Annotated in this window: 15 protein-coding genes and 1 pseudogene; 5 read left to right on the top strand and 11 right to left on the bottom strand. The window is 69.9% G+C overall.

The features are described from left to right. Window positions 1–86: 86 nt before the first annotated feature. Together OG622_RS45380 and OG622_RS45375 are read right to left on the bottom strand one after the other, a co-directional pair. Window positions 87–926, bottom strand: coding sequence for a universal stress protein (locus tag OG622_RS45380; protein ID WP_256960213.1), 840 nt, complete (start codon window positions 924–926; stop codon window positions 87–89). Between the two features lie 51 nt (window positions 927–977). Further along, the gene (locus tag OG622_RS45375) at window positions 978–1,886 is read right to left on the bottom strand and encodes a universal stress protein (RefSeq protein ID WP_086746881.1); all 909 of its coding nucleotides are present in this window, start codon (window positions 1,884–1,886) and stop codon (window positions 978–980) included. A 219-nt stretch (window positions 1,887–2,105) separates the two neighbouring features. On the opposite strand from OG622_RS45375, the gene OG622_RS45370 reads away from it, so the two are divergent. Next, the gene (locus OG622_RS45370; protein WP_086746882.1) at window positions 2,106–3,518 is read left to right on the top strand and encodes a helix-turn-helix domain-containing protein; all 1,413 of its coding nucleotides are present in this window, start codon (window positions 2,106–2,108) and stop codon (window positions 3,516–3,518) included. A 50-nt stretch (window positions 3,519–3,568) separates the two neighbouring features. Here the strand turns inward: OG622_RS45370 and OG622_RS45365 are convergent, their stop codons facing one another. After that, entirely contained in the window at window positions 3,569–3,772 is a 204-nt protein-coding gene (locus tag OG622_RS45365) for a hypothetical protein (RefSeq protein ID WP_086746890.1), read from the bottom strand. Between the two features lie 201 nt (window positions 3,773–3,973). Here OG622_RS45365 and OG622_RS45360 point away from each other — a divergent pair, with 201 nt between their 5' ends. Further along, window positions 3,974–4,438 carry a cyclic nucleotide-binding domain-containing protein gene (locus OG622_RS45360; RefSeq protein WP_371582958.1) on the top strand — a complete coding sequence of 155 codons (465 nt, stop codon included), beginning with the start codon at window positions 3,974–3,976 and terminating at the stop codon, window positions 4,436–4,438. Window positions 4,439–4,517: 79 nt separating this feature from the next. On the opposite strand, the gene OG622_RS45355 is transcribed toward OG622_RS45360, so the two are convergent. The 4 genes from OG622_RS45355 to OG622_RS45340 are packed head-to-tail and all read right to left on the bottom strand — an operon-like array spanning window position 4,518 to window position 6,865. Further along, on the bottom strand, window positions 4,518–6,011 hold the full coding sequence (locus OG622_RS45355) for a ThiF family adenylyltransferase (RefSeq protein WP_179200813.1): 1,494 nt from the start codon (window positions 6,009–6,011) through the stop codon (window positions 4,518–4,520). Further along, window positions 6,008–6,382 (bottom strand): hypothetical protein, encoded by a 375-nt coding sequence (locus OG622_RS45350; protein ID WP_086746884.1) that lies wholly within the window; start codon window positions 6,380–6,382, stop codon window positions 6,008–6,010. The genes OG622_RS45355 and OG622_RS45350 overlap by 4 nt, the downstream gene beginning before the upstream one ends. Next, window positions 6,379–6,642 (bottom strand): hypothetical protein, encoded by a 264-nt coding sequence (locus tag OG622_RS45345; protein ID WP_086746885.1) that lies wholly within the window; start codon window positions 6,640–6,642, stop codon window positions 6,379–6,381. Before OG622_RS45345 ends, OG622_RS45350 begins: the two co-directional genes overlap by 4 nt. 43 nt (window positions 6,643–6,685) lie before the next feature. After that, the gene (locus OG622_RS45340) at window positions 6,686–6,865 is read right to left on the bottom strand and encodes a hypothetical protein (RefSeq protein WP_086746886.1); all 180 of its coding nucleotides are present in this window, start codon (window positions 6,863–6,865) and stop codon (window positions 6,686–6,688) included. Between the two features lie 114 nt (window positions 6,866–6,979). On the opposite strand from OG622_RS45340, the gene OG622_RS45335 reads away from it, so the two are divergent. Continuing rightward, window positions 6,980–7,357, top strand: coding sequence for a hypothetical protein (locus OG622_RS45335; RefSeq protein WP_256960214.1), 378 nt, complete (start codon window positions 6,980–6,982; stop codon window positions 7,355–7,357). Between the two features lie 46 nt (window positions 7,358–7,403). Continuing rightward, window positions 7,404–8,537, top strand: a complete 1,134-nt coding sequence (locus OG622_RS45330; protein WP_086746887.1) for an ImmA/IrrE family metallo-endopeptidase — start codon at window positions 7,404–7,406, stop codon at window positions 8,535–8,537. A 176-nt stretch (window positions 8,538–8,713) separates the two neighbouring features. Here OG622_RS45330 and OG622_RS45325 read toward each other — a convergent pair whose 3' ends face one another. Further along, window positions 8,714–9,037, bottom strand: a complete 324-nt coding sequence (locus tag OG622_RS45325; protein WP_371582956.1) for a hypothetical protein — start codon at window positions 9,035–9,037, stop codon at window positions 8,714–8,716. Here OG622_RS45325 and OG622_RS45320 point away from each other — a divergent pair. Further along, window positions 9,024–10,214 (top strand): IS701 family transposase, encoded by a 1,191-nt coding sequence (locus OG622_RS45320; RefSeq protein WP_371582954.1) that lies wholly within the window; start codon window positions 9,024–9,026, stop codon window positions 10,212–10,214. The genes OG622_RS45325 and OG622_RS45320 overlap by 14 nt on opposite strands. 24 nt (window positions 10,215–10,238) lie before the next feature. On the opposite strand, the gene OG622_RS45315 is transcribed toward OG622_RS45320, so the two are convergent. The 3 genes and pseudogenes from OG622_RS45315 to OG622_RS45305 all read right to left on the bottom strand — a co-directional run bounded on the left by OG622_RS45315 (window position 10,239) and on the right by OG622_RS45305 (window position 12,343). After that, entirely contained in the window at window positions 10,239–10,649 is a 411-nt protein-coding gene (locus tag OG622_RS45315; RefSeq protein ID WP_086750786.1) for a VOC family protein, read from the bottom strand. A 256-nt stretch (window positions 10,650–10,905) separates the two neighbouring features. Further along, on the bottom strand, window positions 10,906–11,211 hold the full coding sequence (locus OG622_RS45310) for a hypothetical protein (protein WP_371582952.1): 306 nt from the start codon (window positions 11,209–11,211) through the stop codon (window positions 10,906–10,908). A 149-nt stretch (window positions 11,212–11,360) separates the two neighbouring features. Beyond that, window positions 11,361–12,343 (bottom strand): annotated as a pseudogene (locus tag OG622_RS45305) (IS630 family transposase). Between the last annotated feature and the right edge of the window lie 571 nt (window positions 12,344–12,914).

Genomic DNA, 12,914 nt, shown 5'->3' with positions numbered 1-12,914 from the left:
TCGTGAGGAGCGACGGCCGCCGGGAGGGCCGGGCAGCGCACCGGACCTCGCCGTCCGTCCCTGCCCGTGGGGCCATTCGGCCCATGTCAGCGCGCATCTGCCCACGTGGGGGAGGGCGTGGTGCTCTCCTGCCCGGCGGTAACCACCAGCACCGGGCAGTGGGCCCGATTCAGCAACGTGCGGGCCAAGGAACCGAGGTGGCGCCCTTGGCCGCCCGGACCAGGTCGGCAGCCGATGACGACGAGGTCGACCGTACGGGTGGCCTCCAGCAGGGCCTGTGCCGAAGCGGGTGCGGAGTCCTGGATCTCCCTGTGGACGTGCGGGTGCCACTCGCCCTGTCCCACCAGCACATCGCCGGCCGGGACGACATGTGAGGCGGCGGCTTCGTTTCGGCGGCGCGGTACCGGCGCCGAAGCCGGGTGGCGATACGCCGGGGACCGGAGGATGCGCAGCCCGGCGCTGCGGAGTCCCGCTTCGTGGATGGCGTACGCGGCCGTATCGATGTCGGCGTCGAGGACGAGCAGTACCTCGTTGTGCAGGTGCGGCGGGGAATCGCCCCGTACGACCAGCAGCGGGCCGTGAGCGTGCACGGCCAGGCGCCGGCTCACCGAGCCCAGCACCGTGCCCGCGAGCCCGCCTGGGCTCCGGCGGCCGACGACGGTCAGCGCGGCCTCACGTCCGCGTTCCGCCAGTACGGCCGCCGGGTGCCCCTCGGCGGGGAGGGTGACGACCGGCAGGCCCGGATGGCGGTAGGCCACCCGAGCGACGGCAGACGCCAGCACCGGCCAGGCCTCGTCGAGGTCGGGCACGGCGTACACGATCTCCAGAGTGGTGGCGCGCAGGGCCGCCTCGTCGGCGGCCAGGTCCAGTGCTCGTACGGCGGCGACCGAGCCGTCCACACCGACGATGACGTGACGCGTGGTCATGACTTCCCTCCCTGGGGCCGCCGGTGCCCGGAGCACCGTCGCGGCGTGCGTTCAGTCGTGTGGGACGACGGCCACCGGGCAGCCGACGTGGTGCAGCACCGCGTGGGTGACGGCGCCGACGTGCGGGCCGAGGCGGCTGTCCCGTGGCCTGCGCCCCACCACGACGAGGGACGCTCCGGCCGACGCCCGCACCAGCGCGGTCGCGGCCCGTCCCTCGGAGACGGTCTCGGTCACCCGGACCTCGGGATACTTCTCGCACCACGGGCGCAGCACCGCGACCACGGAGTGTTCCTGGGCGGCGAGCAGTTCGGGGCCGGTGGGCGGGACCGGGCCGCCGTCGGCGACGTGGAAGGGCGGGGCGCTGAAGGCGTGGATCACGTGCAGCGCGGCGTTGCGGCGCCGGGCGGACGTGAAGGCGAAGTCGATCAGTTCGTCGCAGGGGTGTTGGGTATCCAGTCCCAGGACGACATCGCGGTACGGGGTCTCAGGTATCTCGTCCGGCGCGACTCCGTCCGAAACCGACAGGTGTTCATCGGCGGAGGAATCGCCCGCCCGTACGAGCACGACCGGGCGGGTGGACCTGGCGATGACCCGCTGGGACACCGAGCCGGTCATGAATCCCGCGACGCCGCCGAGACCTCGGGACCCGAGGACCAGCAGTTCCGTCTCCTCGGCCTCCGTGAGAAGGGCGTCCACCGCGGAGTCGCGCACCAGCCGCTCGACGATCCGCAGCCCGGGGTGCGCGGCACGGATGCTGCCCGCCGCCCGGTGCAGGGTCTCCTCTGCCCAGCCGCGCTCGCTCCGGTCCGCGGGGACGAAGGGTGCGGGGCGCGGGTGCAGCGTCCAGGCGTGCACGAGGTTCAGCGCGACGCCGCGACGCACCGCCTCACGGGCCGCCCAGTGCGCGGCGGCGAGGCTCTCGGCGGATCCGTCGATTCCCGTGGTGATGTGCCGAAGCATGGTGGGCTCCTCCTGTGGCTGCCGGGCCTACTCGGTCTGACCGGTCTCCTGCCGAGCCTCGTGCAGGGACACCCGTGCGACCAGGGGCCGCCCAGCCCCTTCGAGGGACCCTTCGGCCCAACGCCTGCCGGTCATGCGCCGAAGCCCACCCGCCGACCGCGGCTCATCGGCCGCGAAAACGTGAAGCACTGTTCCCGGCCCTGCCGCTGTCGTGCCGACATGTCGTACTACCGCCGCCTGGCAACACTGCTCGGCGCAGACCCCGCCCAGGCCACGGCCGACGACGTGCGGAAGTTGCTGAACAACCCCCTCGCCGCCGAGGGCCAGGACCTCGACCACAAGCTCGAACCGCACGCCAATGGCACGGAGGGTGGAGGCGAACTGGCCAAGGACATCGCCGCGTTCGCGAACTCCACCGGCGGGGTCCTCGTCCTCGGGCTCCAGGACGACCGGAAGACCTCGATCCCCGTCCACGCGTCCCCGATCCAGCTCACCGACGGACTGCGCCGCCGCTACAGCGAGACCCTGGCCTCACGGACGGCGCCGATCCTCGAGGTCGACATCCACTTCGCCAAAGAGACACACACGCCCAACGGCCAAGTACCGCTGGGCTTCGCCCTGGTGATGGTGCCGCCCAGCCCACGCTCCCCGCACGCCGTACTGGGCCTCACCGATCTCCGGGACGGCTGCCTGCGATTCCCCGTACGGTCCGGTTCGCGCACCCGGTTCATGAATCCGACCGAGGTGGAGACGGCCTTCCTCGACAAACAGAACCGCCACGCACAGCGTGAACTGCGCCACGACCAGCTGCTGGACGCCATCGAGGAGCAGAAGGTCTTCAGCCCCGTCCGTACGTCGGCACCGGTGCCGGCCAAACCGGATCTCACCGTGACCCTGGTGCCGCACGCTCCCGGAGCGGTGCCCTGGGACAGGTCGGCCTTCGAGCGCTACCAGCGTCAACTCCGCACGGAGATCACCCTGCTGGAGGAGCCGCACACCACGTTCAACGAGGTGGAGCCTGTGGCGGACGGTTTCGTCGCACGCCAGGACCCGGGCTCCCCTCGACAGGTGATCGCCGTCTTCGCGGACGACGGCAGTGCCGGTGTGGCGTATCCGTTGTCGCCCCGAGCCGACCACGGCTGGTACGGGGACGACAACGAAGTGCCGGGCAGTCCGCGGCTGTTGACGCTCAGCACGGGTGAGCTGACCGAGGTGGTGGTGTCGGCGCTCGGTCTGCTGGGGCGGCACGCGGTGGACCGCGCGGGTGCCCTTGGCGGGTGCGCGATCCGTATCACCCTGAGCGGCCCCCTGCCCGAGGGCCTCGAAGGTGTCGTCTCCCGGGCGCCTGTGCCGGTCCGGCTGACGTCCGGCAGCAGGCCGGCCGGGTACGCCTCGGCCGAGATCGGCGCCTTCGTTGAGGACTTTCCCCAGCCGGGACCGGCTCTGTTCCGGGCCACCGACCTGCTGCTGACCCGGCTGGGACGCCGTTTCGGCCAGGTCGAGTCGGTGTACACCACCCGCGAGGGTGACCTGGTCAGAGACCAGAGGACGCCGTACTTCCCGGGCGCCCTGTACCGGTGGGCTGAGCGCCTGGGCATCGCTGTGCAGGATCACGACAATCGTCGGCCCTGAAGTATGGGGCAGGTGATTCCCGCTACGGCGGCGTCGCCTTGTTCTCCGGCTCAGTGACGCACCGGAGTCCGGCCGGACCGGTGGGCAACGTCGGTCGCCCGCGTGCCCGGCGACCGGCCGTGCGCGGCACGGCGGCGCAGCATCCGCAACGCCAGCGCGTCGAGCACGGCACTGACCACGAAGGTCACCGCCATGGCGATCACCAGGAGGACGGCGAACAGCCTCCAGAAGTCCGGCGTCAGTGTCGTACCCACGGTGCTCACTCCCTTCGACCGGGCTGCCTCACGTGTGTCACGTCTTCATCGAACATCGGGGCAGGCGGCGGCACAGGGTGCCGAAGGGTTCTCGTGCGGTGCCGGATGGCCCGGCCGTGGGACCGGGTGGCCCATGGTTCGCGCCGGAGTACGGGCGCACGCTGGACATGGCAGGTGCGTACGCCCGTCCTGGAGGCCGTCATGAACGCTTCGCCCACTCCCAGCATGCTGCGGGCGCTGCCCGCCGAGCACCGGCACCGGCTGATGCGTATCGCCCGTGAGGTGTCGTTCCCGCAGGGATTCCGGCTCTTCGAGGAGGGCGGACGCGCCGACCGGTTCTGGATCATCCGCACCGGCACGATCGACCTCGACATGCGAGTGCCCGGCCGCCGGGCCGCCGTCATCGAGAGCCTCGGACACAACGAACTCGTCGGCTGGTCCTGGCTGTTCGCACCGCACGCCTGGCACCTGGGCGCCGAGACCACGACGCCTGTACGGGCGTACGAGTTCGACGCCGTGGCCGTACGCGCGATGTGCCAGGACGACCCCGCTCTGGGACACGCGGTCACCCAGTGGGTGGGCGACATCCTCGCCCACCGGCTGCGCCCCGCCCGCACCCGGCTGCTGGACCTGTACGCCCCGTACGGCAGCGGCAGCACCCTGTGACCACGGCTGGGAATCGGCACGAACAGTCCGACGCGGCCAGGGAACCACGGGCCCTGGCGGACGGTGAAGCGGCTCATGGTCAGCGGTAGCCGGCGATCAGGTCGTCCACAGCTCGCCGAAGGCGTACCGGCCACCTGCGTGCGGCCTGACGGCGAGCGTCACGCGCCTGTTCAGCAGCGTGATGCCGGCGCGTGACGGACACGGGGGTGTGATCGCCGAGAGCGCGGAGCCGACCATGGTAGGGGCATTCCGGCGCGCAGCCTTCGAGGCGGCGGTCGATGCTGCCGGTGGTCAGGTGGTACAGGTGTGCGCCGGTGTCGGCGATGCCGCCCGGTGCGGTGGTCATGGTGAGGAACTGGTTGAGCTGCGCGGCTGCGGCGTTCGCGGAGAAGATGAAGACGTTCTCCTTGCGGCGCAGCGGATGGTCGGCCGCCAGGCCCTTGATGTAGGTGGGGTCGTCAAGCAGTCCGTCGCGTTCCACGGCGACGTGGGCGGGGTCGTACTGGCCGAGGCATTCCATGCAGGCGCGGCCGGGTGCGGCGACGTGGGCGCGCCATTCGGCGCCGTTCATGCGTCCGCCGCGGGCATCGACGGCGATGCCGCCGTCGACGACGGGGATGAGGTGGGCGTAGGCGAGAAGGTTGAGGGCGGCGCGGGGCCAGGGCCGGTCGACGCAGGAGAAGAGCACGTCGCAGTCGGTGGCGGCGGCGTAGCCGTCCGGCTCCACCACGCTCGTCTCGTACGTCGTGACGCGGACGTCGGTGGCGGTGGCGGCTCGGTGGGCGGCGCGCTCGGCCAGGTCCACCTTGGCCCGGTGCAGCCGTACGTCCTGGGGAGTGGCGTGCAGGAGCCGGTCGAGGTTGACGTCCTCGACGGTGTCGAAGTCGAAGAGGCTCAGGTTCTGGATGCCGGTACGGGCCAGCGCCTCGACGACGATCATGCCGACCGAGCCGGTGCCGACGACGCCGACATGGAGCCTTGCCAGGTCGTTCTGGGCGTCCCGCCCCCAGGCGGAGACGGTGCGCAACTGCCGGTTCGTGGCCTTGGGTACGGGGACGAGGCGGTCGTTGAAGGTGACCGCGAAACGTCCACCGACGACACGGACGTTCTCCGCTTCGGTGGGAACGTAGGTGCGGGGTGCGTGCTGCTGCCAGATGCGGGCACCGTATCCGGCGTCCGCGCCGGCGAAGGTCAGGCCGACCAGGGGGAGGCCGGTGATGGCCAGGGGCTGGGCGGCAAAGGATTCCTCGGCCGCGTGGTCGATGGCGTTCAGGCGCTGCCATCGGCGGCCTCGTGGGTGGGAGTGGATGAACCCGAGGCCGCAGCCGCGCTCGGTGGCGATGCCGGCGGCGCGCAGGAAGTAGGCGCTGGTGAAGTCCACGGTGCCGTGCACGATCCGCTCGCCGTCCTCGGGCAGGACGAGGTCGACGATCAGTGCGGTGGTACGGCGGGAGCCGGTGCTCGGCCGCCACAGGACGAAACAGCAGTCCTCCTGGCCGTCCGCGCGGCGCAGATGTTCCGTGAGGCGCAGGGCGACATCGGTGGTCGTGGCGACCGAGAAACGGGTGATCATGCCGGAGGCTCCAGTTGCGAGAACAGGGTGCGCAGGTGCCGGAGGTAGCCCCGCACCGTGCGGTCGGCCGGCCAGTCGGCGGCCGGTCGGCTCCAGTACTCCCATCCCTCTCCCTCTCTTTCGAGCGGGGAAGGATGTACGGCGCCGTGCGGGTGACCGAAGCACGGGCTGACGTGCGGGCCGGGCGGCGGGGACAACGGCCAGTCCTGCACCAGGGCCAGGCCGATCCGTACGGTCTCGCCGGTGCGCGGGCCGACCTCGATCGTGTAGTCGAAGACGGCGAACCCGTCCCGCTGGCGGACCGTGTAGCCGACTGCGGCCAGGCCCGCGAGCATGCCCGCGGGCCCGGCTTCCGACAGGGGCGTGGTCACGAGGTCGGGGTCGGCCCGGTCGACACCGACACGAACGTCTCCCGCTCGTGCACGGTGATCTGCCTGTCGCCCTGGCCGTTGAACGGCTCCTGGTGCCGCCCGTTGACACGGACCAGGTAGTGCGTGGCCGGGTCGATCCCGGCCAGGCGCAGGATCTCGTTCGGGGTCGTGTGCCGGGGCACACCCTCGACCGGCTCACCGTCCACGGTGACCGTCACCGTCTTGTGTGCGGGGTCCTTGTGCTGTGCGTCCGTCGTCATGACGGCCACCTCCTTCCCGGCCCGCAGGACGGGCCGGTATCGATCACGGCGGGCTGTTCTCCCGTACGGGACTACTCTTCTTGGCCTTCGCGGAGACCTGTTCGTTCACGGTCGTGGCCGGGCTGCGGCGCACCGCGGACTGCTTCACGAAGCGGCCCGTGATCGCACTGCGCCCACGCTTGCCGTCGCTGGAACCGCTGGAGGTGCTGCGCTTTGCCGTCATGTGATGCCTCCTTCTCGGGATACAGATCCCATTGACCTGCGGGAACACATCAGTAGATCCAAAAATGAATGCACCCGTCAGGTTAAGTAAACTTCTCTTGATCGAGAGAGTAGCATGGAGCCAGCAGGTATACGCAAGTGGATTCTGGGGCTGCTGGTGGACATCGCCTTCGACGACGCGGAGCTGGCCCGCGTCTGCAACAGCGACGCGGCCCGCCGGGCCCGCTTCGGGCCGGAGGCCGCCGCGACGCTCCACAGACGCCTCGGCCAGATGGCCGCCGCCGCCCATCTGGCCGACCTGCGCCATCTCGCCGCCGCGTGCCTGCGTCCGGGCCCACCCGGGGACCGCCTCGCCCGGCTGATCTCGCTCGGGGTGCACGGCGACCTCCTCGTGCACCCCCGCGACGCCCCGCACGCCTTGGGCCGCGACGGAACACTGGACGAACACGCCGTACGAGCCCTGATAATCACGGCGATCACCCTCAGCCGCTGACCGCCCGCCTCCGCCCCTCCGCCTCGCCGACCTCAGAGAGGCTCTCGTGACCCCGCCGCCCATCCCGTTCGCCTACGACCCCGACTCCGTCAGGCCACCCGGCGAGACCCTCAAGGAACAGCTCGACGCGCTGGGCATCCCGCAGGCCGACCTGGCCCGGCGTACCGGTCTGTCGACCAAGCACATCAACCAGATCGTCCAGGGCACCGCGGTCCTTACCCCCGAAACCGCGCTCCTGCTCGAACGCACCACGAAGATCCCGGCCTCCATGTGGAACCAGCTGGAAGCCGCCTGGCGTACCCACATCACCCGCGACCAGGAACTCCAGCAGCTGGGCAAGCTCGTCGACTGGCTGGACAAGTTCTCGCTGTCCGAGCTCGTCAAGCGCAAGATCCTGCCGAACAAGGAGAAAAGCGCAGAGAATCTCCAGCGCCTGCTGGCGTTCTTCGGCGTCGCCGATCCCGAGGTCGCCGAAGACCTGTGGCGCGGCTACCGCACCGCGTTCCGCCGCTCGACCGTCCTGGAGACGAACGACTACGCCACCGCGATCTGGCTGCGCCAGGCAGAACTACGGGCCCGCGACGTACCCTGCGAACCGTTCGATCGCGCGGTACTCACCGCCCTCCTGCCGCGCCTGCGCGCTCTCACCCTGGAAAAGCCTGAGACGTGGCCCGGTCAGATCTCCGACCTGTGCGCCCAGGCCGGCGTGGCCGTCGTCTTCATCCCCGCCCCACCTCACTCGCACGTGTCAGGGGCCACCCGCTGGCTCACACCCGACAAGGTCGGCATCGCCCTCAGCGACAGGTTCAAGAAGGACGACCACTTCTGGTTCACCGTGTTCCACGAGATCGGACACGTCCTCCTGCACGGGAAGCGGCTGACCTTCCTCGACAACACGGACCGCAAGGACGAACGGACGCCTGAAGGAGACCGCAGCGAGGAAGAAGCCAACGCCTTCGCCGCCGAGACGCTGATCCCGCCCGAACACAGCGCGGCCTACCGCCGCCTCGCCATCAGGCCCATGCCCTTCACCAACATCGAGGCCTTCGCCCGGCAAGCCGGCCTCGCTCCCGGCATCGTCGTCGGGCGTCTCCAGCACGATGACGCCCTCGACTGGACCCACGGCAACAAGTACAAGCGCACCGTCCACCTCGGCCTCACCGACAGCGGAATCTCGTGAGACGGCCTCAACCGCCTCGGCCCCAGCACGGTCCCTGGCCGTCCGATCTCTGGCGGGACTCCCGGCGCGGCAGTCTCGTCGGAACGCAACCGGTGAATTGAAGCAGGCTGACCCGATCCCTTCCGTGCACATCCGTCACGGCCGCAATGGGGGAACACTCCTCGTGCCTCCGAGACTCAACTGGCCCTGCGCCCCCGCTCCTCACCCCGCCGCGCGGTCGCCCGACGCTCGACACTCAGACGCACCGAGAGTCCACCCCCAAGAATCAGGAAGCATCCGGCCATGGCGACCTCCGCACCGGCCAGCGCCACACGTGCCGTCGCCTCTGCCTGGCTGACGGGCGCGGACACCCCACGTCCCTGCCCGTCGGTCCACACCGTCACCCCGGTGCCTGCCCTGGCGCCGGGCATCACTCCGGCCTTGGCCGCGTGGGCGGCCCCGTCACCGTCCACCCAGCGCACCTTCGCCTTCACACGGTCGTAGTTGATGCCGGTGGCCACATCCCGCACCACGGTCGGCGGGACCTCCGGCAATACGGCGACGAACCAGGACGCCGCGCTGGATGCGGTGTGCGGCTTCGCCGTACGCCACCTGGCCGCGCCCGGTGCGGTGCTGGTCTTCGACGAGACCGGCCAGGAGAAGAAGGGCGAGGCCACCGCCGGTGTCGGACGGCAGTACACCGGCACCACCGGGCAGGTCAGCAACGCCGTCGTCGCGGTGTACTGCACCTACGCCAGCCCGCTCGGACACTGCCTGATCGACGGCGACCTCTACGTCCAGGAACACTGGACCAAGGACCCCGAGCGGTGCGAGCGGGCCGGACTGGGCCGGGACTTCACTTTCCGCACCAAGACCGCCATTGCCCTGGACCAGGCCCGACGGGCCGTCGCGGCCGGCGTCGCGGTGGACTGGGCGGCGGGCGATGAGGTCTACGGCCGCAGCGCGAAGCTGCGCAGCTTCTTCGAGGAGCACGGCATCGGCTACGTCTTCGCCGTCGGCGTCAACTTCGCCGTGCCCTCCGGCGTCGGACCGATCCGCGCCGATGTCCTGGCGGCGAAGAAGGTCCCCAAGCGGGCCTGGAACCGGCTCTCGTGCGGACAAGGCGCCAAGGGGCCGCGTGTCTACGACTGGGCCCTGGTCGCCACCGCCAACCCTCGCCACCACCTGCTGGTCCGCCGCAGCATTGCCGACCCCACCGATCGGTCCTACTTCTACGCCTACGCACCCCCAGGCCGTTCGATGGCGCTGGCCGACCTCGTGGCGATCGCCGGGATCAGATGGACAGTTGAGGAGGACTTCGCCAACGGCAAGGACGCCGTCGGACTGGATCACACCCAGGCCCGCCGCTACCGCTCCTGGCGACGCCATATCGTTCTCGCGATGGCCGCCCTCGCCCTGCTCTCCGTGATCGCCAGCCTGGACCGGCGAGATCATCCCGCCCCCATCCTGCCGACCAGCCCCACCGCCGAACCACCCGCGGACTTCGGGCAGATCGCCCTGACTGTCACCGAGGCCCGCCGTCTGTTCCAGCTGTTCGCCAACCTCCTGCGGGACCTACCCACCGGCCTCGCCACCAGCCGCATGACCTTCCACCTGCAGTGGTCCACCTGGCGACGACGCCACCGAGCACGCGCCCGCTGGCATCACTACAAGCGACGCCTCACCGACCTCGACTGAACCTCGCAACCCGACAGCACGGGCTCAGGAGTTGGACCATGCGCGCGTGCAGAGCACGAGCCGGTAGCCGTCCGGGTCCTCGACGGTGATGCCCCACTTGTCCCAGTACGGGTTATGTGACGGCACGCGCTTGCCACCGTGTGCCTCGAGGCGCGTCACCAGCTCCCCGGGTACCTGCTCGTCGAGGTAGATCACGAGCAGGTCCTCAGTGGTGGGTCGCGGCTCGACGGGCCCAACCGCCTCGTGGACGAGTTCGAGGTGCCAGGAGGCGTCGGGCCAGCCGACCATCAGCAGGTCGTGCTCTCCGGGCGCATCGCCGCCCTCGGTTCGGTACAGCACGCTCAGCCCGAGGCCCCCGATCCAGAAGTCCTCCGCCGCCACGAGGTCGCGCGACGGGCGGGCGACGCGGATGTGGCTCTGACCGTTGGCGGGCATGGGCTTCCCCTTCGTAGTGGCGCGCTCGGCGGCGAATGGTCACGACACCTTCAGCGGTGGACCGTTTCGGTCAGCGTAGGCACGAGGCGTTCTTGCAGCATCGGTCGCGGGGCCCGTGTCCTTCGGCCGGAGTCCTACGACCGTGGACCTAGTAAGGGCGCATCCCGAGGCTGACAATCCCGACAGTCCGTCAGATCACGAAGTGCGACTGGAGTACTGGGCCCGGATATCCGGAGTCATCCTGTGAATTGCGTGATCACTCGACAAGGGTGATGACCCCATCGGGAATCCAGCCCTCCAGATATCCACGTAGAAAGAGGCCGAGCTCGCGTGGATACACGTCGAATTCCTCGCCCTCCACATCGGAGAGCGGATGCCAGGCGTAGTCGGCATCCGGAAACGGGTGGGTGCGGCAGCGAAGACTGATCGGGCGCATCCTGTCGCGACGGACAACGAAGATACGTGTCAGCCCAGCCTGTCCCCCTCGCTCTGGCAGGGGGCGAAACCTGCCGATTACCGGAGTAGCGGAAAGGAACCAGTGAGAAAAGAGCGGGTCAAGCACACGAATGACCGAATGTCGAGATGGCCAGACAGGGATCACTCTCGCCTTGACCGGCCGCCAGGGGGACTCGCCGTGAATTCGGCATAGAAGTACCCGTTCTTGGTGGTCAATCACGGTCAGCACAGTATTGATCCGAAACTCAATCGGTTTTATTCGAGGGTGTAGCGGACGTGTGGGCCGCCGAAGTAGCCGCGGACGATGTGTGGCTGCCGTTGGCGGCGGTGGAAGAACCGGCGGGTCTCGGCGGCGGGTTGGGCCTGGTCGCGGGCCCGGCTGTGCATGGGCAGGCTTCGTTTGAGGTCGGCGTTGACCAGTTCGTCGGGGTTCAGCTCCGGCGAGTACGACGGCAGGAAGTGCAGTTCGATGCGGTCCGGGTGATTGGCGAGCCATGCGCGGACCTTGCGGGAGCGGTGCGCGGAGTGACCATCCACCACGAGGTGGATCTTGCGGTCGAAGTGGTCTGCGAGCCGGTCCGGGAAGCGGCACATGGCGTCGGCGTCGAAGGTCTCGGTGAAGACCATGAAGTGCATGCGGCCCTTGGTGCTGATCGCGGACATCGCGTTGACCGGGAACCGGTTGCCCGAGCGGCGGACGACCGGGGTGCTTCCTTTGGCGCCCCGGGTGCGCCGGTGACCTGGTCGGAACGGATGCCGACCTGGTCGGCGAAGAGCACCTCGCCGCCCTCGGCCTTCGCCCTGGCCCGGATCGCCGGCCAGGTCTCCTCCCGCCAGACGCGGACCGCTTCCGGGTTCTGCTCGACGGCCCGCTTGTCCGGGCGCTGGAAGGACAGCCCCCAGCGGCGCAGGTACTTGCCCACCCCTTGCTCGGTCAGCCGCACCCGGTACAGCTTCGCGATCGGATCCCCGACCCCGGCCCGCGTCCACAGCTGCCCCGCCGGCCCCAGGTCACAGGGGCGGTGATCCAGAACCGCCTGCCGGACCGCCTGCTGCTCGACCGCACCGAGAACCTGATGCTCGCCGACCCGGCGTCCACGCGGCTGGGCCACCAGCGCTTCGCGCCCGCCGGCCGGCCACTTCGCCCACCAGTTGTCCACGGCCTTGAGCGAGACCTGGAAGACCGCCGCGACATCCTCGCGAGTCCGGCCCGCCACCAGTGCGGCCACCGCCCGCAGCCGAAGGGCCTCCTGCGCCGACGGCGACAACTGCCGTGCATCCCCCACGAGTTCGCTCACGCAGGGGCCAACGACCCAGAACACCTACCGTTTCGGATCAATAGACCTCATTCCGCAGGTTCGAATAGCCGCGTCACCGATACCGGACATCGACCTCGCCCCCGCTCTTGCGGAACTGCGGCGCCGCCTGGCCGTGTTCACCCGGCGACGGATCGACGCGGGGCTCTTCACCCCGCTGCCCCCTCTCGCATGCCTGACCGCGGTGCAGCCGGACAAGCGCCCGGTGCTCCCGATCGTGAAGCTCCTCCAAATCCGTTATCTCGCTGATCGGCCTCTCGATGCGCTGCGATGCATGTCCCAGACCCGCCGGGGTATCCGCTGCCCCCACCCGGTCCTGGACCCGGCTGCCCCGAGCGGCGTCTGGACCTTGACCACCGTCTCGTCGGACAAGGGTCAACTCACCCTGTCCGCAGAGCACTTGGTCCTGTACAACCTGAACCGTGCACCGTACGCGGAGCAGCTGCGGTGGCGAGCGCAGCGCTGCCCACCCACATTCTCGTCCCGTTCGCCC

The organism is Streptomyces sp. NBC_01314 (assembly GCF_041435215.1).
Classification (GTDB): Bacteria; Actinomycetota; Actinomycetes; order Streptomycetales; family Streptomycetaceae; genus Streptomyces.
This window is presented reverse-complemented; position numbering and strand designations above follow the sequence as displayed.

Bases quoted from the DNA above. Each gene is read 5' to 3' on its own strand.
- OG622_RS45380 (WP_256960213.1), bottom strand. From the start codon at position 926: ATGACCACGCGTCACGTCATCGTCGGTGTGGACGGCTCGGTCGCCGCC.
- OG622_RS45375 (WP_086746881.1), bottom strand. From the start codon at position 1,886: ATGCTTCGGCACATCACCACGGGAATCGACGGATCCGCCGAGAGCCTC.
- OG622_RS45370 (WP_086746882.1), top strand. From the start codon at position 2,106: ATGTCGTACTACCGCCGCCTGGCAACACTGCTCGGCGCAGACCCCGCC.
- OG622_RS45360 (WP_371582958.1), top strand. From the start codon at position 3,974: ATGAACGCTTCGCCCACTCCCAGCATGCTGCGGGCGCTGCCCGCCGAG.
- OG622_RS45355 (WP_179200813.1), bottom strand. From the start codon at position 6,011: ATGATCACCCGTTTCTCGGTCGCCACGACCACCGATGTCGCCCTGCGC.
- OG622_RS45345 (WP_086746885.1), bottom strand. From the start codon at position 6,642: ATGACGACGGACGCACAGCACAAGGACCCCGCACACAAGACGGTGACG.
- OG622_RS45340 (WP_086746886.1), bottom strand. From the start codon at position 6,865: ATGACGGCAAAGCGCAGCACCTCCAGCGGTTCCAGCGACGGCAAGCGT.
- OG622_RS45335 (WP_256960214.1), top strand. From the start codon at position 6,980: ATGGAGCCAGCAGGTATACGCAAGTGGATTCTGGGGCTGCTGGTGGAC.
- OG622_RS45320 (WP_371582954.1), top strand. From the start codon at position 9,024: ATGCCGGTGGCCACATCCCGCACCACGGTCGGCGGGACCTCCGGCAAT.
- OG622_RS45315 (WP_086750786.1), bottom strand. From the start codon at position 10,649: ATGCCCGCCAACGGTCAGAGCCACATCCGCGTCGCCCGCCCGTCGCGC.